This is a genomic window from Streptomyces zinciresistens K42, assembly GCF_000225525.1.
Classification (GTDB): domain Bacteria; phylum Actinomycetota; class Actinomycetes; order Streptomycetales; family Streptomycetaceae; genus Streptomyces; species Streptomyces zinciresistens.
Genome location: NZ_AGBF01000010.1, coordinates 66,152 through 87,845, shown reverse-complemented (window position 1 = coordinate 87,845; position 21,694 = coordinate 66,152). Strand labels below are relative to the sequence as shown.

Here is a 21,694-nt window from a genome sequence, read left to right as displayed (position 1 = left end):
TCCGAGCGCTGGAGCGCGCTGGAGAGCGCGGGCGCCCGCAAGCAGCGTCCGCTGTGGGCCTCGACCGGGGTGAAGGACAAGGCGTACAAGCCGACCCTGTACGTCGACGACCTGGTCGCGCCGAACACGGTCAACACCATGCCGGAGGCCACGCTCCAGGCGACCGAGGAGAGCGGCCGGATCACCGGCAACGCCGTCGCGGGCACCTACGCGCAGGCCCGTGCCGACCTCGACGCGGTGGAGAAGCTCGGGATCGCCTACGCCGACGTGGTCCAGCTGCTGGAGGACGAGGGCGTCGAGAAGTTCGAGGCGTCCTGGAACGACCTGCTCAAGTCGACCGAGGCGGAGCTGGAGCGCCTCGCCCCCTCGGAGGGCTGATCCCTTGCCACCCTTCACCGTCACGGAAGCGAATCCGCTTCGTGACGCCGCCGACCGACGGCTCCCGCGCATCGCGGGGCCGTCGGGCCTGGTGATCTTCGGCGTTACGGGCGATTTGTCACGTAAAAAGCTGATGCCCGCTGTGTACGACCTCGCCAACCGGGGTCTGCTGCCGCCGGGCTTCTCCCTGGTGGGCTTCGCCCGCCGCGAGTGGGCCGACGAGGACTTCGCCCAGGAGGTCCACGACGCGGTCAAGGCACATGCCCGCACCCCGTTCCGCGAGGAGGTCTGGCAGCAGCTCATCCAGGGCATGCGGTTCGTCCAGGGCACCTTCGACGACGACGAGGCGTTCGAGCGGCTGCACACCACCATCGAGGAGCTGGACAAGGCGCAGGGCACCGGAGGCAACTTCGCCTTCTACCTGTCGGTGCCGCCGCGCTCCTTCCCGGTGGTCATCCAGCAGCTCAAGAAGCACGGGCTCGCCGACCAGCACGGCGGCTCCTGGCGCCGCGCGGTCATCGAGAAGCCCTTCGGCCACGACCTCGCCTCGGCCGAGGAGCTGAACAAGGTCGTGCACGAGGTCTTCGCGCCCGACCAGGTCTTCCGCATCGACCACTACCTCGGCAAGGAGACCGTCCAGAACATCCTGGCGCTCCGCTTCGCCAACACCATGTTCGAGCCGATCTGGAACCGGTCCTTCGTGGACCACGTGCAGATCACGATGGCCGAGGACATCGGCATCGGCGGCCGGGCCGGGTACTACGACGGCATCGGCGCCGCCCGCGACGTCATCCAGAACCACCTCCTGCAACTGCTGGCCCTCACCGCCATGGAGGAGCCCGCCTCCTTCGACGCGGACGCGCTGGCCGCGGAGAAGACCAAGGTGCTCGGCGCCGTACGGCTGCCTAGGGACCTGGGCCGCGACACGGTGTTCGCGCAGTACGCGGAGGGGTGGCAGGGCGGCGAGAAGGCGGTCGGCTACCTCCAGGAGGAGGGCATCGACCCCCAGTCGAAGACCGACACCTACGCGGCCATCAAGGTGGAGATCGACAACCGCCGCTGGGCGGGCGTCCCCTTCTACCTGCGCACCGGCAAGCGGCTCGGCCGGCGCGTCACCGAGATCGCGGTCGTCTTCCAGCGGGCCCCGCACTCCCCCTTCGACACGACGGCCACCGAGGAGCTGGGCCAGAACGCGATCGTGATCCGCGTCCAGCCCGACGAGGGCGTCACCGTCCGCTTCGGCTCGAAGGTGCCCGGCACCTCCATGGAGATCCGGGACGTGTCGATGGACTTCGCCTACGGCGAGTCCTTCACCGAGTCCTCGCCCGAGGCGTACGAGCGGCTGATCCTCGACGTGCTGCTCGGCGACTCGAACCTCTTCCCGCGCACCGAGGAGGTCGAGCGGTCCTGGAAGATCCTCGACCCGATCGAGCGGTACTGGGACAGCCACGGCAGGCCGGCGCAGTACGCGTCCGGCACCTGGGGGCCCGTCGAGGCGGACGAAATGCTCGCACGAGAGGGACGGAGCTGGCGCCGGCCATGAAGATAGACCTCACGGACACCACGGCCAGCAAGATCAACAAGGCGCTGGTGCAGGGCCGCCGGGCCGTCGGGACACCCGCGGTCGGCATGGTGCTCACGCTCGTCATCGTCACCGACGAGGAGAACGCCTACGACGCCCTGAAGGCCGCGAGCGACGCCTCGCGCGAGCACCCCTCGCGCACGCTGGTGGTCATCAAGCGCGTCTCGCGCTCGCCCCGCGACCGTACGACGTCCCGGCTGGACGCCGAGGTGCGGGTGGGCGCGGACGCGGGCACCGGCGAGACGGTGATCCTGCGGCTGTACGGCGAGGTGTCCGAGCACGCCCAGTCCGTGGCGCTGCCGCTGCTGCTGCCCGACGCCCCCGTGGTGGTCTGGTGGCCGGTGAACGCGCCGCTCGACCCGGCGAAGGACCCCCTGGGCGCACTGGCCCAGCGCCGGGTGACGGACACCTACGCCTCGGAGGAGCCGGTGCGGGACCTCTCGGCCCGCGCCGCGGCCTACACGCCGGGCGACACCGACCTGTCCTGGACCCGGATCACGCCGTGGCGCTCGATGCTGGCGGCGGCCCTGGACCAGGTGGTCTGCGAGGTGAAGGCCGTCGAGGTGGAGGGCGAGGAGTTCAACCCGAGCTGCGAGCTGCTGGCGATGTGGCTCGCGGACCGGCTGGACGTCCCCGTCCGGCGGTCGCTGTCCCCGGGCCCCGGTCTGACGGCCGTGCGCATGGACACCGACGGCGGCCCGATCGTGCTCGACCGCGCGGACGGCTCGCTGGCGACGCTGTCCATCGAGGGCCAGCCGGACCGTGCCGTGGCGCTGAAGCGGCGGGAGACCGCCGAACTGATCGCGGAGGAGCTGCGCCGGCTCGACCCGGACGACACCTACGCCTCCGCGCTGCGCTTCGGCGTGGACCGGCTGAGCCAGGCGCAGCCGGCACCGGTGGTCTCGGGTGCCGAGGCCGCCGTGGCCAAGGCCGCGCGGGCCGTCGCCCTGGCCGGGGCCGCGGTGGCGCGCGCCGGGAAGCCGGAGGCGGACGACGCGCCGGCCCAGGAGGGACCGCCGGCCAAAGGAGAAGCTGCCGGCGCTCCCGGCGAAGACACCGCCGAGGCGTCCGCGAAGGAAGCGGCGGCGGGGGAACCGGTGACGAGGGCGGCGACGAAGTGAGCACTCCCCAGCTGGTCGTGCACCACGACAAGGAGCTGATGGCGCAGGCCGCGGCGGCCCGGCTGATCACGAGGGTCGTGGACGCCCAGACCTCGCGCGGATCGGCGTCCGTGGTCCTCACCGGGGGCCGCAACGGCAACGGCCTGCTGGCCGCGCTCGCGGCGGCCCCCGCCCGCGACGCCGTCGACTGGGGCCGGCTCGACCTGTGGTGGGGCGACGAGCGCTTCCTGCCCGAGGGCGATCCGGAGCGCAATGTCACCCAGGCGCGGGAGGCCCTGCTGGACTCGGTGCCGGTCGATCCGAAGCGGGTGCACGCCATGCCCGCCTCGGACGGGCCCTTCGGCTCGGACGCGGAGACGGCCGCCGCCGCCTACGCGGAGGAGCTGGCCGGGGCGGCGGGGCCGGAGAACCACGGCCCCGTCCCCGTCTTCGACGTCCTGATGCTGGGCGTGGGGCCCGACACCCATGTGGCGTCCCTGTTCCCGGAGCTGCCCGCGGTACGCGAGACCGAGCGCACGGTCGTCGCGGTGCACGGCGCCCCGAAGCCCCCGCCGACCCGCATCACCCTGACGCTCCCCGCGATCCGGGCGGCGCGCGAGGTGTGGCTGCTGGCGGCGGGCGAGGACAAGGCGGAGGCCGCGGCCATCGCCCTGTCGGGCGCGGGTGAGATCCAGGCCCCGGCGGCGGGCGCCTTCGGCCGCTCCCGGACCCTGTGGCTCCTGGACTCGGCGGCCGCGTCCCAGCTGCCGCGCGCGCTGTATCCGCCGGCGTCCGCCTGACACACGTGCCCCGGGCCCCGCTTCCCCCGTGGAGCGGGGCCCGGGGCATGTGCGCCGCCGGCTACTTGACCGAACCCGCCATCACGCCCTGCACGAAGTGCCGCTGGAAGGCGAAGAACACCACGACCGGCACCACCAGGGACAGGAACGCGCCCGGCGCGAGGACGTCGATGTTGCTGCCGAACTGGCGGATCTGCGACTGGAGCGCCACGGTCAGCGGCTGGGAGGAGCTGTCGGCGAAGAGCAGCGCCACCAGCATGTCGTTCCACACCCACAGGAACTGGAAGATGGCCAGGGAGGCGATCGCGGGGCGGCCCACCGGCAGGATGAGGCGGGTGAAGATCCGCCACTCGGTGCCGCCGTCCATCCGGGCGGCCTCCAGCATCTCCTTGGGCATCTCGGCGAAGTAGTTGCGCAGCAGGAACACCGCGAACGGCAGTCCGTAGGCGACGTGGAAGAGGACGACGCCGGGGATCGTGCCGAACAGGCCGAGCTGGCCGAAGAGTTTGGCGACGGGCAGCAGGCCGATCTGCACGGGGACGACCAGCAGCGCGACGACGAGCAGGAAGACCGCCTCGCGGCCGGGGAACTCCAGCCAGGCGAAGGCGTATCCGGCGAGCGCCGCGAGGACGACGACCAGCACGGTCGTCGGCACCGAGATCAGCACGGTGTTCCAGAACGCCTGGGTGATCCCCGAATTCGCCAGCAGCGCCGAGTAGTTGTCGAAGGAGAGCTGTGCGGGGCTCTTGAACACCGTCCACCAGCCGCCCTCGGCGGTGTCCTGCGCGGAGCGCAGGGAGGACAGGAAGAGCCCGGCCAGCGGGGTGAGCCAGACCAGTCCGACCAGTACGAGGAAGCCCTGGACGAGCGAGTTGCCGAGGCCCCGCCTGAGCGCGTTCATCGCTGACTCCTTCTGAAGCGGCGCACGTTGAAGACCATGGCCGGGATGACCAGCAGCAGGAGCAGGACGCCCAGCGCGCTGCCGAGTCCCTGGTTGTTGCCGCCGCCGAACGACACCAGCCACATCTGCGTGGCGAGGACCGTCGCGTCCTCCTGCACCGGTCCGGGCGCGATGATGTAGACGAGGTCGAACACCTTCATCACGTTGATGACGAGGGTGATGAAGACGACGCTCAGGACCGGCGCGAGCAGCGGCACGGTGATCCGGCGGAAGATCTGCCACTCGTTGGCGCCGTCCATCCGCGCCGCCTCCAGCGCGTCCCGGGGCAGCGCCGAGAGCCCGGCGCCGATGAGGACCATCGCGAACCCGGTCCAGATCCACAGATAGGCGCCGATGATCGCCGGGGTGACGAGTGTCGGGCCGAGCCAGGAGATGCCCTCGTAGGGGGCGGCGAAGTTCGAGGCCGGCAGCCGCACGGTGTACGTGCCGTCCCGCAGCCCGTCGAAGCGGAAGGAGCCGTCGGACGCGGTGGTCGTGGTGGCGACGGCCCGGCCGCCCTGCACCGCCTCGACGGTCATCTCGGGCAGTCCGCTCTCCCGCGGGTCGACCTTGCCCTGCTCCCCTCCCCCGCCGGGGGTGAAGTCGAGGTAGACGACGCCGCCGAGCACGCCGGCCCGCGCGCCCTGCCGGGCCGCCGGGTAGGCCGGTTCGGCGCCGTCCGGCAGATCGCCCGGCAGCACGCCGACCAGGCCGAGCGCCACCGTGTCGCCGGGTGAGGCGCCCGCGCTGGTGCGGTACGAGCCGTCCGCGCCCTTGGTCAGGCCCTGGCCGTCGCGGGCCCGCGCGGTCGGATAGCCCGAGGCGCCCCGGAAGGCGTCGTGGACGGACACGGCGGCGGCGTTGAGCACGCCCTTGTCCGGGTCCTCGTCGTAGGCGAGCCGGAAGATGATGCCGGCGGCGAGGAAGGACACGGCCATCGGCATGAACAGCAGCAGCTTGAACGCGGTGGCCCAGCGGACCTTCTCCACCAGCACGGCCAGGATCAGGCCGAGGCCGGTGAGCAGGGCCGGGGCCACCACGACCCAGACGGTGGTGTTGCGGATGGCCTTGAGGGTGGCCGGGTCACGGAACATCTCGGAGTAGTTCCCGCCGCCCACGAACCGGGTGCCGGAGGCGTCGAAGAAGCTGCGGCCGACGGAGAACAGCACCGGGTAGACGACGAGCGCGCCCAGCAGGAGCAGCGCCGGGAGGACGAAGAGCAGGGCGATGATCCGGCCGCGCCGCCGCGAGCGCCGGGCGCGGGCGGCGCCGGGGCTCGCGGCGGGCGCGGGCCCCGCCTCGTTGACGAGGGTCGCTGTCATGTCCGCTCAGCCCTGGCTCTCGTACGCCTTGGCGGCCGCGGCCTCCAGCTTCGCCGCGGTGCCCTTCGGGTCGGACGGGTCGCGCAGGAAGTCCTGGAGCAGCTTCCACTCGCCGGCGCCCTTGGTGCCGCCGAAGGCCGCCGGGGCCTGGTCGGACATGTCGAAGCGGACCGAGTCGCCCGCGGCGACCAGGGACTTGGCGGTGGCGCGGGTGACGTCGTCGCCGTAGGAGGCGGGGTCGAGGTTCCTGTTCGGGGAGAGGAAGCCGCCGGCCTCGGCCCAGACCGCGGCCGCCTCGGGCGTGGCCAGGTACTCCAGCAGCGCCATGCCCGCCTTCTGGCTCTTGCCGTCCTTGAGGACGACGGCCGCGTCGCCGCCGCTGACGACGGGGGCCGCGCCGCCGCCGACCGCCGGGAAGGGGAAGAAGTTCGCGTCCTTGCCGATGGTGCGGCCGAACTGGTCCTTGGCGACGCCCGCGACGAAGTCGCCCTCGTAGACCATGCCGGCCTCGGGCTTGGGGCCGAACACCTTCTCCACCGAGCCGGGGAAGTCGGTGTTCAGGGCGCCCTTCTGGCCGCCCGCGATCAGCTGCTTGTCCTTGAACAGCTTGCCGAGGGTGGTGAGGGCGTCGACCACGGAGGCGTCGGTCCACTTCAGCTCGTGCGCGGCCAGGGCGTCGTACTTCTGGGGTCCCGCCTGGGAGAGGTAGACGTTCTCGAACCAGTCGGTGAGGGTCCAGCCGTCCTGGCCGGCGACCGCGAAGGCGGCGAGTCCGGAGTCGGAGACGGTCCGCCCGGCCTTCAGCATCTCGTCGTAGCTCTTCGGTGCCTCGACGCCGGCCTGGGCGAAGGCGTCGGGGCTGTACCAGACCGTCGACTTGTGCGCGGCCTTGAAGTAGAGGCCGTAGAGGGTGCCGTCGACGCTTCCGTAGTTCTTCCAGACGGGCGCGAAGTTGCCGTCCACGGACTTCTTCGCGGCTCCCGAGAGCGGCTTCAGCCAGCCCTTCTGGGCGAACTGCTTGAGCACGCCGACCTGCGGGACCATCACGACGTCGGGGGCGTTGCCGCCCTCGATCTTGCTGCCGACGACCGTGGAGACGTTGTCCCCGGTGGAGACGAACTCGGTCTTGGCGCCGGTCTTCTCGGTGAACGCGTCCAGCACCTTCTGGAAGTTCTTCTGCTCGGTGCCGGTCCACACGCCGGCCACGGTGACCGTCTGCCCGTTCAGCGGCTTGTCGCCGCCGCCGGCCGAGACGGGTCCGCCGCCGCAGGCGGTGGCGCCGAGCGCCAGGACGAGGGCGGTGCAGCCGGTGAGCAGGGTGGTGCGTCGTCGCATCATCATCGATGTCCCTTCGGAGGAAGCAGAACTGACGGTAGATCAGTGGGTGTCGGGTGCGGTCCCGTCGCTCATCCACCAGGCGGCCGTGGAGCCGGGCAGCTCCCCGGCGGGGCACGGGCCGCTCGACAGCAGCGGGGAGCCGGGGACCGGCGCGGGGGCGGGGGCGGTACCGAAGTTGACGGCGCACACGAGGCCGTCCCCGCGGACGAAGGCCAGCACGCCCGGCGGGCTGTCCAGCCAGCGCAGCGCCCCCTCACCCAACTGGGGCAGTGCGGAGCGCAGTTGGAGACCGTCGCGGTACAGGTGCCAGAAGGAGCGGGTGTCGGCGAGCGCGCGGTCGGTGGCGTACTCGGCGAAGTAGTCCGGCTGCGGCAGCCAGGGTTTGGCGCTCTCCACCCCTGAGGTGAAGCCGAACGGGGACGCCTGTCCCGACCAGGGCAGCGGCACCCGGCAGCCGTCGCGGACGCGGGCGCGGCTTCCGGTGCGGTGGAAGATCGGGTCGGTGAGCACGTCGTCGGGCAGGTCGACGACCTCGGGCAGGCCCAGTTCCTCGCCCTGGTAGATGTACGCGGCTCCGGGCAGGGCCAGCATCAGCAGCGCGGCGGCGCGGGCGCGGGCGGCGCCGAGGCCGCTGCCCTCCGTCGCCGGTTCGCCGTAGCGGGTGACGGTGCGGACCTGGTCGTGGTTGTTGAGGACCCAGGTGACCGTCGAGCCCGTTCCCGCGATGTCCTGCATGGCCTCGGAGACGACCTTGCGGAAGGCGTCGGCCTCCCAGGGGGCGCTGAGCAGGTCGAAGAAGAACGCCTGGTGGAGTTCGTCGGAGCGGACGTACAGGGCGTGTTCGCGCGCGGTGGGCACGGACACCTCGCCGACGAGGAGCCGCTCCCGCCCGTCGCGCGCGGTGTACTCCTCGCAGACGGAGCGCCAGCCGCGCCACACGGTGTGCACCTCGGGCTGGTTCCAGGCGAGCGGGTTGACCGAGTCGCGGGTGCGGGCGTCGGCCTCGGGGTCGCGGGAGTCGGGCAGTTCGGGGTGCTTGTAGAGGCCGGCGGCGACGTCGATGCGGAAGCCGTCGACGCCCCGGTCGAGCCAGAAGCGCAGCACGCGGTCGAACTCGGCGCCGACGTCGGGGTCGCGCCAGTTCCAGTCCGGCTGCTCGGGGGTGAACATGTGCAGGTACCACTGGCCGGGCCGGCCGTCCGCCTCGGTCACCCGGCTCCACGCCGGGCCGCCGAACATGGCGTGCCAGTTGTTGGGCGGGGCGGCGCCGTCGGGGCCGCGGCCGTCGGCGAAGTGGAAGCGGGCGCGGGCCGTGCTGCCGGGGCCGGCCGCGAGGGCCCGCTGGAACCAGCGGTGTTCGCTGGAGCAGTGGTTGGGGACGATGTCGAGCAGCACCCTGATGCCGAGCCGGCGGGCCGCCGCGACCAGCAGGTCGAACTCGGCGAGGTCCCCGAAGAGCGGGTCGACGTCGCAGTAATCGGCGACGTCGTAGCCGTGGTCGTGCTGCGGCGAGGGGTAGAAGGGGCTCAGCCAGATCCCGTCGACCCCGAGCTTCCTGAGGTACGGCAGCCCCGCCCGGACGCCCGCGAGGTCGCCGACACCGTCGCCGGTGCTGTCGAGGAAGCTGCGGACGTAGACCTGGTAGATCACCGCGTCACGCCACCAGTGGTACTTACTCAGCATGCATGCATGTTAAGTAGCGGTTTCCGGAGGGTGTCAATGAACCGGACACAAGCTACCGCCCGGTCGAGCAGTCAAACAGGGGCATAACACTCGCCGAAGCCGAGGATGAGATGCTGCCGTTACCTAACAGGTAACTACTCGGAGGCGATGGCGTCGAGCTCCCGCGCCAGCCGGCGCACGGCGGCCTCGGGCGTCTGGCGGCCGCTCATCGCGTCGCGCACGACCGCCTGCACGACCAGGCTGACCTGGTCGTAGCGCGGGCTCTTGGGGCGCGGGGCGGCGGTGAGGACGCTCGCGCGCAGCGTCGGCAGATACGGGAAGCTGCGCACCAGCCGCGGGTCCTCGTACAGGTCGGCCCGCACCGGCGGCAGGGCGCCCCGCGTGAGGACCTGGCGCTGGACGCGCTCGCTGGTCAGATAGGCGAGCAGCCGCGCGGCCGAGTCGGGGTTGCGGGTCCGGCTGCTGACGGCCAGGTTGGAGCCGCCCAGCACGCTCGTGCCCGGACCGTCCGGCCCCGGCAGGGGTACCGCGCCGATCCTCCCGGCGACCGGTGACCCCGCGGCCGACGCGACGGCGTAGGCGTAGGGCCAGTTGCGCAGGAACAGCAGGCGCCCGTCCTGGAACGCCTGCTTGGACTCCTCCTCCTTGTAGTCCAGCGCCCGCCTCGGGATCCAGCCCTCGCGCACACCGCGGGCCAGGAAGTCGATGCCGTCGCGGGCCGCCGAGGAGTCGACGGTGACGCGCTCGCCCTCGTCGCCGAGGATGGACCCGCCCGCCGAGTAGACCGCCTCGGCGGCGTTGACCGTGAGCCCCTCGTAGGGCAGGAACTGGCCGGCGTACCCGTCCAGGCCGTACGCGGGGGCGACGGTCTTGGCGAGCCGCTCCAGCTCGGCCCAGGTGCGCGGCGGGTCGACGCCCTCCTTGGCGAGGACGTCCTTGCGGTACAGCAGCAGCCCGGCGTTGGTGACGTAGGGGACGGCGTACAGCCGGCCGTCGTAGGTCGCCGTGTCCACGACCGGCGGCAGGAAGGTGTCCAGCGGGAAGCGGCCGGGGGCCAGCGGGCGGATCCAGCCCCGCGCGGCGAACTCGGGCGTCCAGTTGACGTCGATGTTGAGGACGTCGAACCGGCTCCGCCCGTCGCGCAGATCGGTGGACATCTGCGCCCGGGTCTCGTCGGCGGAGTCGGGCAGTTCGACGAGGGTGACCCGCTCGCCGGGGTGGGTGCGGTTCCAGCCGTCCAGCACGGAACCGAGGTAGCCGGTGAGGTCGCCGGCGGTGGCGAGGGTCAGAGGCCCCCGGCCGCCCGGGGGACCCTCGTCGGCACGGGCGCCGGAGGCGACGTAGCCGGTCAGGATCACGACGAGGACGAGGAGGCCCCTACCCGCGGCGTGGATCCACCGCATAGGTTCCTCCCTGTACACCTGACACCGGGCGTCGTCACCCGCGGTCAGAGGCCATGTATACCTGTTAGGTATGCGCGATACTAGGGCCTGCGGCACATTACTCGGGACGCGGGAGGAGAGCACGAGTGCGGCTGCCCCTCCTGGCCCTGCTGGCGCGCGGCCCGGCACACGGCTACGAGCTGAAGCAGGACCTTGAGCAACTGCTGGGCTCCGCGTACCCTCAGCCGAACGTCGGCCAGATCTACGTCACCCTCGGCCGCCTGGAGAAGTCAGGACTGATAGAGGGTGAGGACGTCGAGCAGTCGAGCCGGCCGAACAAGAAGGTCTACCACCTCACCGAGGCCGGGCGTGCGGCGCTGAGCGCCTGGTTCGAGGAGACCGAGGACGAGCCCCGGGTGCGGGACGAGTTCTTCATGAAGCTGGCCCTCGCCCCGCGGACCGGCCTCGCCGGGCAGATCACCCTCATCAACCGACAACGGCGCCAGTACCTGAACACCATGCGTCATCTGTCGAAACTGGCCGCCGCCGAGGACCGGGACAACCGCGTCGCGCATCTGCTGATCGAGGGCGCGATGCTGCATCTGCAGGCCGACCTGGACTGGCTGGAGCGGTGCCAGGAAGAGCTGGAGGAGCTGGAGTGAGCGACGGTTCCCCTCCCGAGCGGACCGGCGACACCCCCGCCGCGCCCGGCGACCGCCCCGCCCTGCGGGCCGAGGCCCTCACCAAGACGCACCACGGGGAGGGCGCCCCCGCGCACGCCGTGCGCGGAGTCGATCTTAGGGTGGAGCGGGGCGAGTTCGTGGCCGTGACCGGCCCGTCCGGGGCTGGCAAGTCGACACTGCTGCATCTGCTCGGCGGGCTCCAGCGCCCGGACAGCGGCAGCATCCGGCTGGACGGCGAGCCGACGGACCGCTGGAGCGAGGCGCGCTGGGCCGTCGAGCGCAGAAAGCGCATCGGGATCGTCTTCCAGTTCTTCAACCTGGTCAGCGACCTGTCCGTCGCGGACAACGTCGAGCTGCCCGCCCTGCTCGCCGGCCAGACGCCCCGGCGGGCCCGCGCCGGACGCGGCGAACTGCTGGACGAGCTGGGGCTGACGGGCAAGGAGCGCAGCATGCCCGGTGAGCTCTCCGGCGGCGAGCAGCAGCGCGTGGCGCTCGCCCGCGCCCTGGTCAACCGTCCGCCGCTGCTGCTCGCCGACGAGCCGGCGGGCAGCCTGGACAGCAAGGGCACCCGTGAGGTGATGCGGCTGCTGTCCCGCTTCCACCGGCGCGGCCAGACGATCGTGCTGGTCACCCATGACGCCCGGCTCGCCAGCGCCGCGGACCGGGTGATCAGCTTCTTCGACGGCCGCATCGCCGACGACGCCGCCCTGGACTCCGGTCCGCCGCCGCGCCGCTCCGGAGCGTCGGGCGTGCTGGAGCTCAGGGACTGACATGCGCGCGTACGACCACCGCCCGGTATCCGGGCCGAGGGGCTGAGGCCGTGCGAGCCACCCTGCGCTGGGCGCACTCCGATCTGCGCACGCACCGCGGCGAGGCCCTGTTCCTGGTACTGGCCACGGCCGGCATCGTGCTGTCGCTCCTGCTGGCCACCGCCCTCTTCGGCTACGCCACCAACCCCTGGCAGCGCGTCTTCGCCCAGGGCAACGGCGCGCACGTGTGGCTGCACACCGGTTCGTCGGCCGACACCGGCAGGCTGGCCGGCCTCGACGGCGTCCAGTCCGTCTCCGGCCCCTATCCCACCGAGTCGGCCACCCTCGCCTCCCGGGGCACCCGCGCCTCGGTAGAACTGCGCGGCACGCCCGAGCGCCCCGCCGTGGGCCGCCCGCTGATCTCCTCGGGGCGCTGGCTGGACCCCGCGGACCCGGACGGCGTGGTCCTGGAGAGCGGACTGGCCCGCGCCCTGCTGGCCTCCCCCGGCGACACCCTCGCGCTGTCCGGCACCGCTCGCTCGCTGACGGTCCTCGGCATCGCGGAGAGCGCCGAGAAGCGCTACCGGCCGGGCGAGCAGCCGGGCCTGGTGTGGGCGCCGCCTGCCGCCGTGCGCGACCCGGGCGGCCAGGTGATCGGGCTGCGGCTGACCGACCCCGACGACACGGACTACGTCATCCAGCGCGCCGTCACCGTGCTGGGCGCGGGCGCGGTCAGCGAGGTCTCCACCTGGAAGCAGGCCCGCGCCGAGGCGCAGGGCGACAACCGGCTGCTCGGGCAGGTGCTGGGGCTGTTCGGGGTGGGCGCGCTGGTCGCGGCCGGGCTCGCGGTGCACGGGGCGATCGGCACCCGCATCCGCGGCCATCTGCGGGACATCTCGGTGCTGAAGGCCATCGGCTTCACCCCGGGCCAGGTGGTGCGGGTCTTCCTGCTCCAGCACCTCGCCTACGCGCTGCTGGGCGCCGTCGCCGCCGCGTCCCTCATCCAGGCCGCGGGCAGCCGTATCCCCGGGCGCCTCGGGGACGCGGTCGGCGTGTGGCAGGGGCTGCCCGGCCACACGGTGGCCCTGCTGGCGGTGCCGGTGGCGGCCGTGCTGTTCATCGGCGGGACCACCGGGCTCGCCGCGTGGCGGGCGGGCCGGGTGCCGCCGGTCCCGGTGCCGCGTCCCGCCGCCCCGCTCGGCGGACGGCTGTCGGGGGTGGCGCGCGGGGCGCTCGGCCTGCGGCTGCCGCCCGCGCTGGTGCTGGGCTGGCACCGGGCGTTCAGCCGCTCCCCGCGGTCCCTGGGCACGGTGGCGCGGCTCGCCCTGCCGCTGCTGCTGATCGTGGTGGCGATGAGCGCGTGGACCACCATCGAGCGCTTCGACAGCCGGCCGGAGCAGATCGGCCTGCCCACCGCGCTGACGGTGCACGCCGACGCCGGGCTCGCCGACGGCGCCGCCCGCTCGCTGCTGTCCCGGGACCCGCAGGTCTCCGCCGCCTACCCGGGCGTCGAGGTGGCCGCCCTGGTGCCCGGCCAGACAGCGACGATCGCGCTGCGCGGCCTCGGCACCGAGGCCGCGCCCTACCCGTACGCCCTCGCGGAGGGCCGGGCCGCGCGGGGCGGCGACGAGGCCGTGGCGGGCCAGGGGCTGCTGGACCTGCTCGACGCGCGGGTGGGCGACTGGGTGCGGATCACCGTCGGCGGCCGGCCCCAGATCCTGCACATCGTGGGCCGCACCATCGAGCCGGAGAACGCGGGCCGTGTCATCTCCACCTCGCTGGACACCCTGCGCGAGAACGACGCCGCGCTCGGCCCCGCCCTCTACGAACTGCGGCTGCGCCCCGGCGCCGACCCGCAGCGGGTCGCCGACCGGCTGACCGCCGCCGGGCAGGGGCGGCTCGACGTGCACACCGTCCCGAACCCGGCCGACGGGCTCTCGCCGCTGCGCGGGGTGGTCGTGGGGCTGATCGTCGTCCTGGCCCTGATCGGGCTGATCGAGGTGCTGACGGCGATCGGCGGGACCGTGCGCGAGGGCGAGCGCGACCTGCTGGCGCTGAAGGCGATCGGCCTGTCCCCGCGGCAGATCACCGCGATCACCGTCGTCTCCACCGCCTGCACCGCGCTGGCCGCGGCCGTCGTCGGCGTCGCCCTGGGCACGCCCCTCGCCCACTGGCTGATCGACGCCCAGGGACGGTCGAGCGGTATCGGCTCCGGGATCGCCCAGGGGCCGTCGGCCGCCCTCCTGCTGCTGTTCGGCGCGGCGGCGGTGACCGGCGCGGCCGCGCTCGCCGCGGTCCCGGCGTCCCGCGCGGCCCGCCGCCGGCTCGCGGACACCCTGAGCGCGGTGGCCTGACCGGCTTCCCCCCCGGGCCCGCGGAGGGGACCCGAGGCGGCCCGTCGGCACCGTGCGGCAGGCGGCCGGACGGCTCGCGTCCGCCCGCCTCCCGCGGCGGTGACCGCTACCGGCCGCGCAGCTCCCGGTACTTGGCGACGAGCGCCGTGGTCGAGGCGTCGAGGCCCGGCACGTCGGCGCCCTCGGTCAGCGCCGGCTCGACCCGCTTGGCGAGGACCTTGCCGAGCTCCACGCCCCACTGGTCGAAGGAGTCGATGCCCCACACCGCGCCCTGCACGAACACCTTGTGCTCGTACAGCGCGATCAGCTGGCCGAGCACCGACGGGGTCAGCGCGGGCGCGAGGACGGTGGTCGTGGGGTGGTCGCCCTTGAACGTCCGGTGGGCCACCAGTTCCTCGGGCACCCCCTCGGCACGCACCTCGTCCGGTGTCTTGCCGAAGGCGAGCGCCTGCGTCTGGGCGAAGAAGTTCGCCATCAGCAGGTCGTGCTGCGCCCGCAGTTCGTCGTTCAGCCCGGCGACCGGCTCGGCGAAGCCGATGAAGTCCGCCGGGATCAGCCTGGTGCCCTGGTGGATCAACTGGTAGTACGCGTGCTGCCCGTTGGTGCCGGGCGTGCCCCAGACGACCGGGCCCGTCTGCCAGTCGACCTCGCGCCCGTCCCGGCCGACCCGCTTGCCGTTGGACTCCATGTCGAGCTGCTGGAGGTACGCCGTGAACTTCGACAGGTAGTGGCTGTAGGGCAGGACCGCGTGCGACTGGGCGTCGTGGAAGTTGCCGTACCAGATGCCCAGCAGGCCCAGCAGCAGCGGCACGTTGGACTCGGCGGGCGCGGTGCGGAAGTGCTCGTCGACGGTGTGGAAGCCGTCGAGCATCTCGCGGAAGCGGTCCGGTCCGATGGCGATCATCAGGGACAGGCCGATCGCGGAGTCGTAGGAGTAGCGGCCGCCGACCCAGTCCCAGAACTCGAACATGTTGTCCGTGTCGATGCCGAAGTCCGCGACCTTGCCGGCGTTCGTCGAGAGCGCCACGAAGTGCCGGGCGACGGCCTCCGGCCCCGCCTTCAGCTCGCCGAGCAGCCAGTTGCGCGCGGAGGTGGCGTTGGTGATCGTCTCGATCGTGGTGAAGGTCTTGGACGCGACGACGAACAGGGTCTCGGCGGCGTCCAGGTCGCGGGTGGCCTCGTGCAGGTCGGCGCCGTCCACGTTGGAGACGAAGCGGACCGTGAGGTCGCGGTCGGTGAAGCCGCGCAGCACCTCGTAGGCCATCGCGGGGCCGAGGTCCGAGCCGCCGATGCCGATGTTGACGACGTTCCTGATGCGCCTGCCGGTGTGGCCGGTCCACTCCCCGGAGCGCACCCGTTCGGCGAAGCCGGCCATCCGGTCCAGGACCGCGTGGACACCCGGGACGACGTTCTCCCCGTCGACCTCGATCACCGCGTCGCGCGGGGCGCGCAGCGCGATGTGCAGCACGGCGCGGTCCTCGGTGGTGTTGATCCTGTCCCCGCGGAACATGGCGTCCCGCAGCCCGAACACGCCGGTCGCGGCGGCCAGCTCGCGCAGCAGCCGCAGCGTCTCGTCGGTGACCAGGTGCTTGGAGTGGTCGACGTACAGGTCGCCGACCTGGAGCGTGTGGCCCGCGCCGCGGGCGGGGTCGGCGGCGAACAGCTCCCGCAGCGTCACCCCGCCGAGCGCCTCGCGGTGCTCGGCGAGCGCGGTCCACTCGGGCGTCCGGTCGAGCCTGGTACGGCCGTCTGCGTTCATGTGCGACTTCAGCCTTCTTTCGTGCCTGTCCCAGCCGGTCCAACCTATGTGATCAACGCGGGGAGTGAGCCGTCGCGGCCTCCTCGTCCGCCGCACCGGCACGTACGTCCGGGCGGCGCCCGGGTATCAGTACGGCGACGGCCGGCACGAAGAAGGCCGCCGTGAGCAGCGGCGGGGTGTTCAGGCCCCAGGCGGTGGCGGCTGCGCCGCCGAGCAGCGCCCCGAGCGGCGCTCCGGCGAGGGCCAGGGTCCGGAAGGCCGACGCGACCCGGCCGAGCAGTCCGGGCGGAGTGCGCTCCTGCATGAGGGTCGTCGTGTTGACGTTCCACACCATGCCCAGGAAGCCGAAGACGGCCAGGGCGGCCACCAGGACCGCCAGACTGCGCACGGTGCCCATGAGGACGAGGGACACGGTCTGCGCGGCACCGGCGAACAGGACCGCGCGGACCCGGCCGAGGCGCCGTACGATCCGGCCGTTGAGCGCTCCCCCGGCGAGCCCGCCGACGGTGAACGCGGCGCCGGCCGCCGCGTAGCCCGCGGGACCGGCGCCCAGCCATCCCGTGACGAGCAGGACGAGGGTGGCGAGCAGGGCGCCCATGCCGATGTTGCACAGGGCGGTGGCCGCGCACAGTCCCCGCAGGGGCCGGTCGGCCCAGAGCGTGCGCAGCCCCTCGGCGATCTCCCGGCGCAGGGTGCTGCTGGCGGGCGCCGCCGCGCGCTCGGGCGGCTCGACGCGCAGTGAGGCGATGAGCACCGCCGCGATCAGGTAGGTGGCGGCGTCGGCGGCGAAGGGCACGGCCGCCCCCGCCGCCAGCAGGACCGGCACCGCGGGGGCGCCGACCAGGCCGCCCGCGATCCGCTGCCCGGTCATCAGCCGGGTGTTCGCGCCGCCGAGCGCGTCGCGGCCCACCACGGCGGGGAGCAGGGCCGTGGCGGCGTTGTCGAAGAGGGTCTGGAGCGTGGTCAGGGCGAAGGCCAGGGCGATGAGCAGGGCGATGGAGGCGTGGCCGAGCGCCACGGCGACCGCGAACGCGGCGACCAGCAGCCCGCGGCAGACATCGGCCAGCCACATCGCCCGCCGCTGGTCCACCCGGTCGGCGACGGCGCCGCCGACCAGCCCGAACAGCACCCACGGGAGATAGCCGCAGGCGGTGACCGCGGCGATCAGCAGCGGCCGGTCCGTGAGCGTGACGGCGAGGAGCGGCAGGGCGGCCGTACGCAGGGAGTCGCCGAAGCTGGAGAGCACGGCGGCGCTCCACAGCCGCCCGAACCCACCGCGCCACGCGAGGGCGCGCACCCCCGCCGTCCCTGCCGCCGCCACAGCTCCCCCTCCGGTCCACCGATGCACGAGGATCGATGGGGAAACCGTAGAGGGCGGCACTGACAATCGGCCCGCGGCGGGCGTCACGCCGGGTCGCGGTACGGGTCCGGCCGGGCACCCTGGGGCTCCCGGCCGGACCTCAAGCGCTAGATCTCGCCGCGCAGTTTGGCGAGCGCCTCGGCGAGGATCGCCTCGCCGTCGGCGTCGCTGCGCCGCTCCCTGACGTATGCCAGGTGGGTCTTGTACGGCTCGGTGCGGGGCGGGGCCGGCGGGTTGTCCCGGTCCTGTCCGGCGGGAAAGCCGCAGCGCGGGCAGTCCCAGACATCGGGCACCTGCGCGTCGCTGGCGAAGCTCGGCTGGGTCTCGTGCTCGTTGGAGCACCAGAAGGAGATGCGCAGCCGCGGCGCGGACTCACCGCGCTCGGCCTCGCCCATCGGCCCCGCCCCGACCCGGCTTCCTCGGATCGCGTTGCCACTTGCCACGGTCGTAACTCCCTGCGTAATGGTGCCGCGAAGCGAGTCGGCGTTCCGCTTCGCTGCGAGCGCCTCAGTCTACGTAAGGCCCAACGCGCGTCCAGTGAGGGGAGTTACAGACCCCCCGTACCTAGACGCAAGCCCCATGATAGGCCGCGCTCAGCTGCGCGTACCGGACATGGGGCCTTACGTGGGGAACGCGCGCGCACCGGGTGCGCGGCGGGTGGGCCGGCGACCTTGAGCGGTCAGTTGCTGACCTTCATCAGGACGCCGAGGACGACAATGCACGCGAACCACAGCAGACCGATCACCAGGGTGATCCGGTCGAGGTTGCGCTCGGCGACCGAGGAGCCGCCGACGGACGACTGCATACCGCCACCGAACATGTCGGAGAGGCCGCCGCCCTTCCCCTTGTGCATCAGCACCAGCAGCATCAGCAGCAGGCTGAAGACGATCAGGGCGATGGAGAACCCCAGAACCACGGCTGGACCAACTTCCTCGGATTCGGATGGACGACGGGGGCCGGTGAACGCGCACCAGCCCCCGCAAGAGTACGACGAAACGTCGTTACCGCATACTCACTGGTCGCGGAACCGCACGATCTTGACGAACTCGTCGGCGTCCAGCGAGGCACCGCCGATCAGCGCGCCGTCGATGTCGGCCTTTGCCATGATCTCGGCCACATTGCCGGACTTCACCGAGCCGCCGTACTGGATGCGGATCTTGTCGGCCACGTCCTGCGAGTACAGCTCGGCGAGCTTGCCGCGGATGGCGGCGCAGACCTCCTGCGCGTCGTCCGCGCCGCAGACCTTGCCGGTGCCGATGGCCCAGACCGGCTCGTAGGCGATCACGACGGTCTCGGCCTGCTCGGCCGGGAGGTCCTTCAGACCGCCCTCGACCTGGGCGAGGGTGTGGGAGACGTGGCTGCCCGCTTCACGGACCTCCAGTTCCTCGCCCACGCACAGGATCGGCGTCAGACCGTGCTTGTAGGCGGCCTTGACCTTGGTGTTGACGATCTCGTCCGTCTCGGCGTGGTACTGGCGGCGCTCGGAGTGGCCGATCGCCACGTACGTGCACTTCAGCTTGGCCAGCATCGGGCCGGAGATCTCGCCGGTGTAGGCACCGGAGTCGTGCGCCGAGATGTCCTGGGCGCCGTACTTGATCTTGAGCTTGTCGCCGTCGACCAGGGTCTGCACGGAGCGCAGGTCGGTGAAGGGCGGCAGGACGGCGACCTCGACGGCGTCGTAGTCCTTGTCGGCCAGGGCGAAGGCGAGCTTCTGGACGTGGGCGATGGCCTCCAGGTGGTTGAGGTTCATCTTCCAGTTGCCCGCCATCAGCGGCGTGCGCGTGCTCATAAAGGGTCAGTCCTCCAGTGCGGCGAGGCCGGGGAGCGTCTTGCCCTCGAGGTATTCGAGGGAGGCGCCGCCACCGGTCGAGATGTGGCCGAATGCCGACTCGTCGAAGCCCAGCGTGCGGACGGCCGCGGCGGAGTCGCCGCCGCCGACCACGGTGAAGCCCGGGGCGTCGACGAGGGCCTGGGCGACCGCCTTGGTGCCCTCGGCGTAGTCGGGGTGCTCGAAGACGCCCATGGGGCCGTTCCAGAAGACGGTGCCGGCGTCGGCGAGCTTCGAGGCGTACAGCTTGCTGGTCCGCGGACCGATGTCCAGGCCCTGCTGGTCGGCGGGGATGGCGTCCACGGCGACGGTCGAGGGGTTGGCCGGGGCCTTGGTCCTGAGGTCGGGGAACTCACCGGCGACGAGGACGTCGACCGGCAGGACGAGTTCGACGCCGTTCTTCCCGGCGCGCTCCATGTACTCGGTGACGGCCGGGAGCTGGTCCTCCTGGAGGAGGGAGATGCCGACCTCGTGCCCCTGCGCCTTGAGGAAGGTGTAGGCCATGCCGCCGCCGATGAGGATGCGGTCGGCCCTGCCGAGCAGTTCGTCGATGACGGCGAGCTTGTCGGAGACCTTGGCGCCGCCGAGCGCGACCACGTACGGGCGCTTGACGTCGTCGGTGAGCTTCTTCAGGACACCGACCTCGTCGGCGATGAGATGGCCGGCGTAGTGCGGCAGACGGGCCGGGAGGTCGTACACCGAGGCGTGCTTGCGGTGGACCGCGCCGAAGCCGTCGCCCACGTAGACGTCGGCGAGAGCGGCCAGGCGGTCGGCGAAGGCGGCGCGCTCGGCGTCGTCCCGGGCCGTCTCACCGGCGTTGAAACGCAGGTTCTCCACGACGGCGACCCCGCCGTTCGCGAGGCCGGCGACCACGGACCGCGCGGACTCGCCGACCGTGTCGGCCGCGAAGGCGACCTCGGCGCCGAGGAGTTCCCCGAGGCGCGCGGCGGCGGGCGCGAGGGTGAACGCCGGGTCCGGGGTGCCCTTGGGGCGGCCCAGGTGGGAGGCGACGACCACACGGGCCCCCGCCTCGGCGAGCGCCTTGACCGTGGGCAGCACGGCGCGGATACGGCCGTCGTCGGTGATCGTGGTGCCGTCCAGCGGCACGTTCAGGTCGGCGCGGACGAAGACCCGCTTGCCGGCGACGCCTTCGGCGAGCAGTGCGTCGATCGTCTTCATGAAGGGGACTCCTGGGAAGGGCTCGTGATCGCTCGGAAGCGCTCGTGATCCAACAGGTCTGATCAGCACGCGAGTCAGGGCTCGGGCGGCGCGTCCCTGCGCTGCCCGAGCCCTGCTCTCACGACGAGGTGCCCGCTCTGGATATCAGAGCTGGTTGCCGACGAAGACCGTGAGGTCGACGAGACGGTTCGCGTAGCCCCACTCGTTGTCGTACCAGCCGATGACCTTCACGTTCTTGCCCTCCTGGACCATGGTCAGGGAGGAGTCGAAGGTGCAGGACGTCGGGGCGTTGACGATGTCCGAGGAGACGATCGGGTCCTCGGTGTACTCCAGGATGCCCTTCAGCTCGCCCTCGGCGGCCTTCTGGAACGCGGCGTTGATCTCTTCCTTGGTGACCTCGCGGCCGAGCTCCAGGACGAGGTCGGTGACCGAGCCGGTCGGGACCGGGACGCGCATCGCGATGCCGTCCAGCTTGCCCTTGAGCTGCGGGAGGACCAGCGCGGTGGCCTTCGCGGCGCCCGTGGTGGTCGGGATGATGTTCTCGGCGGCGGCACGCGCGCGGCGCAGGTCCTTGTGCGGGAAGTCAAGGATGCGCTGGTCGTTGGTGTACGCGTGCACCGTCGTCATCAGACCCCTGACGATGCCGAAGTTCTCGTCGAGGACCTTGGCCATCGGCGCCACGCAGTTGGTGGTGCAGGAGGCATTGGAGATGACGTGGTGCCGCGCCGGGTCGTACTTGTCCTGGTTGACGCCCATGACGACGGTGATGTCCTCGTCGGAGGCCGGAGCCGAGATGAGGACCTTCTTGGCGCCGCCGTCGAGGTGCTTCCCGGCGTCGGCCTTCTTCGTGAAGATGCCGGTCGACTCGATGACGATGTCGACGCCCAGCTCGCCCCACGGGATGTCGGCGGGGTTGCGCTCGGACAGGACCTTGATGGTCCTGCCGTCCACGGTGATCGTGTCGGCGGTGTGGGAGACCTCCTGCTTGAGGCGCCCCAGGATGGTGTCGTACTTCAGCAGGTGCGCCGTCGTCGCGGTGTCACCCAGGTCGTTGACAGCCACGATCTCGATGTCAGCGCCCTGCTCCAGCAGCGCGCGGAAGTAGTTGCGACCGATACGACCGAAGCCGTTGATGCCTACGCGGATCGTCACGAACCGATCTCCTCGTTGGTACGCCGGCCATGCGGTGCCGGCGAGCTCTGTTTGGGATGTCCCCGACCGCCTACGACCCTACCTCTCTGCGGCCTCCGTGGTGAC

Annotated in this window: 19 protein-coding genes; 7 read left to right on the top strand and 12 right to left on the bottom strand. The window is 72.2% G+C overall.

Going from position 1 to position 21,694, the window contains the following annotated elements; translation table 11 throughout:
- From SZN_RS06100 to pgl, 4 genes are all read left to right on the top strand, one after another.
- Positions 1-378: transaldolase family protein (locus SZN_RS06100; protein WP_007492412.1), on the top strand; the 378-nt coding region annotated here is incomplete at its 5' end.
- Positions 379-382: 4 nt separating this feature from the next.
- The gene (zwf, locus tag SZN_RS06095) at positions 383-1,921 is read left to right on the top strand and encodes a glucose-6-phosphate dehydrogenase (protein ID WP_043728640.1); all 1,539 of its coding nucleotides are present in this window, start codon (positions 383-385) and stop codon (positions 1,919-1,921) included.
- Complete coding sequence (gene opcA, locus SZN_RS06090; protein ID WP_007492408.1) at positions 1,918-3,081, top strand: glucose-6-phosphate dehydrogenase assembly protein OpcA; 1,164 nt, start codon at positions 1,918-1,920, stop codon at positions 3,079-3,081. The genes zwf and opcA overlap by 4 nt, the downstream gene beginning before the upstream one ends.
- Positions 3,078-3,860 carry a 6-phosphogluconolactonase gene (gene pgl, locus SZN_RS06085; RefSeq protein WP_007492406.1) on the top strand — a complete coding sequence of 261 codons (783 nt, stop codon included), beginning with the start codon at positions 3,078-3,080 and terminating at the stop codon, positions 3,858-3,860. The genes opcA and pgl overlap by 4 nt, the downstream gene beginning before the upstream one ends.
- A 61-nt stretch (positions 3,861-3,921) precedes the next feature.
- Here the strand turns inward: pgl and SZN_RS06080 are convergent, their stop codons facing one another.
- The 5 genes from SZN_RS06080 to SZN_RS06060 form a co-directional block, all read right to left on the bottom strand.
- Positions 3,922-4,761: a carbohydrate ABC transporter permease gene (locus SZN_RS06080; protein WP_007492404.1), complete on the bottom strand. Its 840-nt coding sequence runs from the start codon at positions 4,759-4,761 to the stop codon at positions 3,922-3,924.
- Entirely contained in the window at positions 4,758-6,122 is a 1,365-nt protein-coding gene (locus tag SZN_RS06075; protein ID WP_007492402.1) for an ABC transporter permease, read from the bottom strand. Before SZN_RS06075 ends, SZN_RS06080 begins: the two co-directional genes overlap by 4 nt.
- A 6-nt stretch (positions 6,123-6,128) precedes the next feature.
- Positions 6,129-7,460, bottom strand: a complete 1,332-nt coding sequence (locus SZN_RS06070; RefSeq protein ID WP_043728668.1) for an ABC transporter substrate-binding protein — start codon at positions 7,458-7,460, stop codon at positions 6,129-6,131.
- Positions 7,461-7,499: 39 nt separating this feature from the next.
- Positions 7,500-9,143, bottom strand: coding sequence for a glycoside hydrolase family 13 protein (locus SZN_RS06065; RefSeq protein WP_007492400.1), 1,644 nt, complete (start codon positions 9,141-9,143; stop codon positions 7,500-7,502).
- 134 nt (positions 9,144-9,277) lie between these two features.
- Positions 9,278-10,546 carry an ABC transporter substrate-binding protein gene (locus SZN_RS06060; RefSeq protein WP_007492399.1) on the bottom strand — a complete coding sequence of 423 codons (1,269 nt, stop codon included), beginning with the start codon at positions 10,544-10,546 and terminating at the stop codon, positions 9,278-9,280.
- A 125-nt stretch (positions 10,547-10,671) separates the two neighbouring features.
- Here SZN_RS06060 and SZN_RS06055 point away from each other — a divergent pair, with 125 nt between their 5' ends.
- Genes SZN_RS06055 through SZN_RS06045 form a run of 3 tightly spaced genes read left to right on the top strand, consistent with a single transcriptional unit; the run spans position 10,672 to position 14,311 of the window.
- On the top strand, positions 10,672-11,187 hold the full coding sequence (locus tag SZN_RS06055) for a PadR family transcriptional regulator (RefSeq protein WP_007492398.1): 516 nt from the start codon (positions 10,672-10,674) through the stop codon (positions 11,185-11,187).
- The gene (locus tag SZN_RS06050) at positions 11,184-11,978 is read left to right on the top strand and encodes an ABC transporter ATP-binding protein (RefSeq protein WP_007492397.1); all 795 of its coding nucleotides are present in this window, start codon (positions 11,184-11,186) and stop codon (positions 11,976-11,978) included. Before SZN_RS06055 ends, SZN_RS06050 begins: the two co-directional genes overlap by 4 nt.
- Before the next feature lie 50 nt (positions 11,979-12,028).
- Positions 12,029-14,311, top strand: a complete 2,283-nt coding sequence (locus SZN_RS06045; RefSeq protein WP_007492396.1) for an FtsX-like permease family protein — start codon at positions 12,029-12,031, stop codon at positions 14,309-14,311.
- 106 nt (positions 14,312-14,417) lie between these two features.
- Here SZN_RS06045 and pgi read toward each other — a convergent pair whose 3' ends face one another.
- The 7 genes from pgi to gap form a co-directional block, all read right to left on the bottom strand.
- Positions 14,418-16,070: a glucose-6-phosphate isomerase gene (gene pgi / locus SZN_RS06040; RefSeq protein WP_007492394.1), complete on the bottom strand. Its 1,653-nt coding sequence runs from the start codon at positions 16,068-16,070 to the stop codon at positions 14,418-14,420.
- A 52-nt stretch (positions 16,071-16,122) separates the two neighbouring features.
- On the bottom strand, positions 16,123-17,367 hold the full coding sequence (locus tag SZN_RS06035) for an MFS transporter (RefSeq protein ID WP_007492392.1): 1,245 nt from the start codon (positions 17,365-17,367) through the stop codon (positions 16,123-16,125).
- Positions 17,368-17,537: 170 nt separating this feature from the next.
- On the bottom strand, positions 17,538-17,873 hold the full coding sequence (locus tag SZN_RS06030; RefSeq protein ID WP_007492390.1) for an RNA polymerase-binding protein RbpA: 336 nt from the start codon (positions 17,871-17,873) through the stop codon (positions 17,538-17,540).
- 236 nt (positions 17,874-18,109) lie between these two features.
- Positions 18,110-18,346, bottom strand: a complete 237-nt coding sequence (gene secG, locus SZN_RS06025) for a preprotein translocase subunit SecG (RefSeq protein ID WP_007492388.1) — start codon at positions 18,344-18,346, stop codon at positions 18,110-18,112.
- A gap of 96 nt (positions 18,347-18,442) precedes the next feature.
- On the bottom strand, positions 18,443-19,219 hold the full coding sequence (tpiA, locus tag SZN_RS06020) for a triose-phosphate isomerase (RefSeq protein ID WP_007492385.1): 777 nt from the start codon (positions 19,217-19,219) through the stop codon (positions 18,443-18,445).
- A 6-nt stretch (positions 19,220-19,225) separates the two neighbouring features.
- Complete coding sequence (locus tag SZN_RS06015) at positions 19,226-20,437, bottom strand: phosphoglycerate kinase (protein WP_007492383.1); 1,212 nt, start codon at positions 20,435-20,437, stop codon at positions 19,226-19,228.
- A 144-nt stretch (positions 20,438-20,581) separates the two neighbouring features.
- Complete coding sequence (gene gap / locus SZN_RS06010; protein ID WP_007492380.1) at positions 20,582-21,589, bottom strand: type I glyceraldehyde-3-phosphate dehydrogenase; 1,008 nt, start codon at positions 21,587-21,589, stop codon at positions 20,582-20,584.
- Between the last annotated feature and the right edge of the window lie 105 nt (positions 21,590-21,694).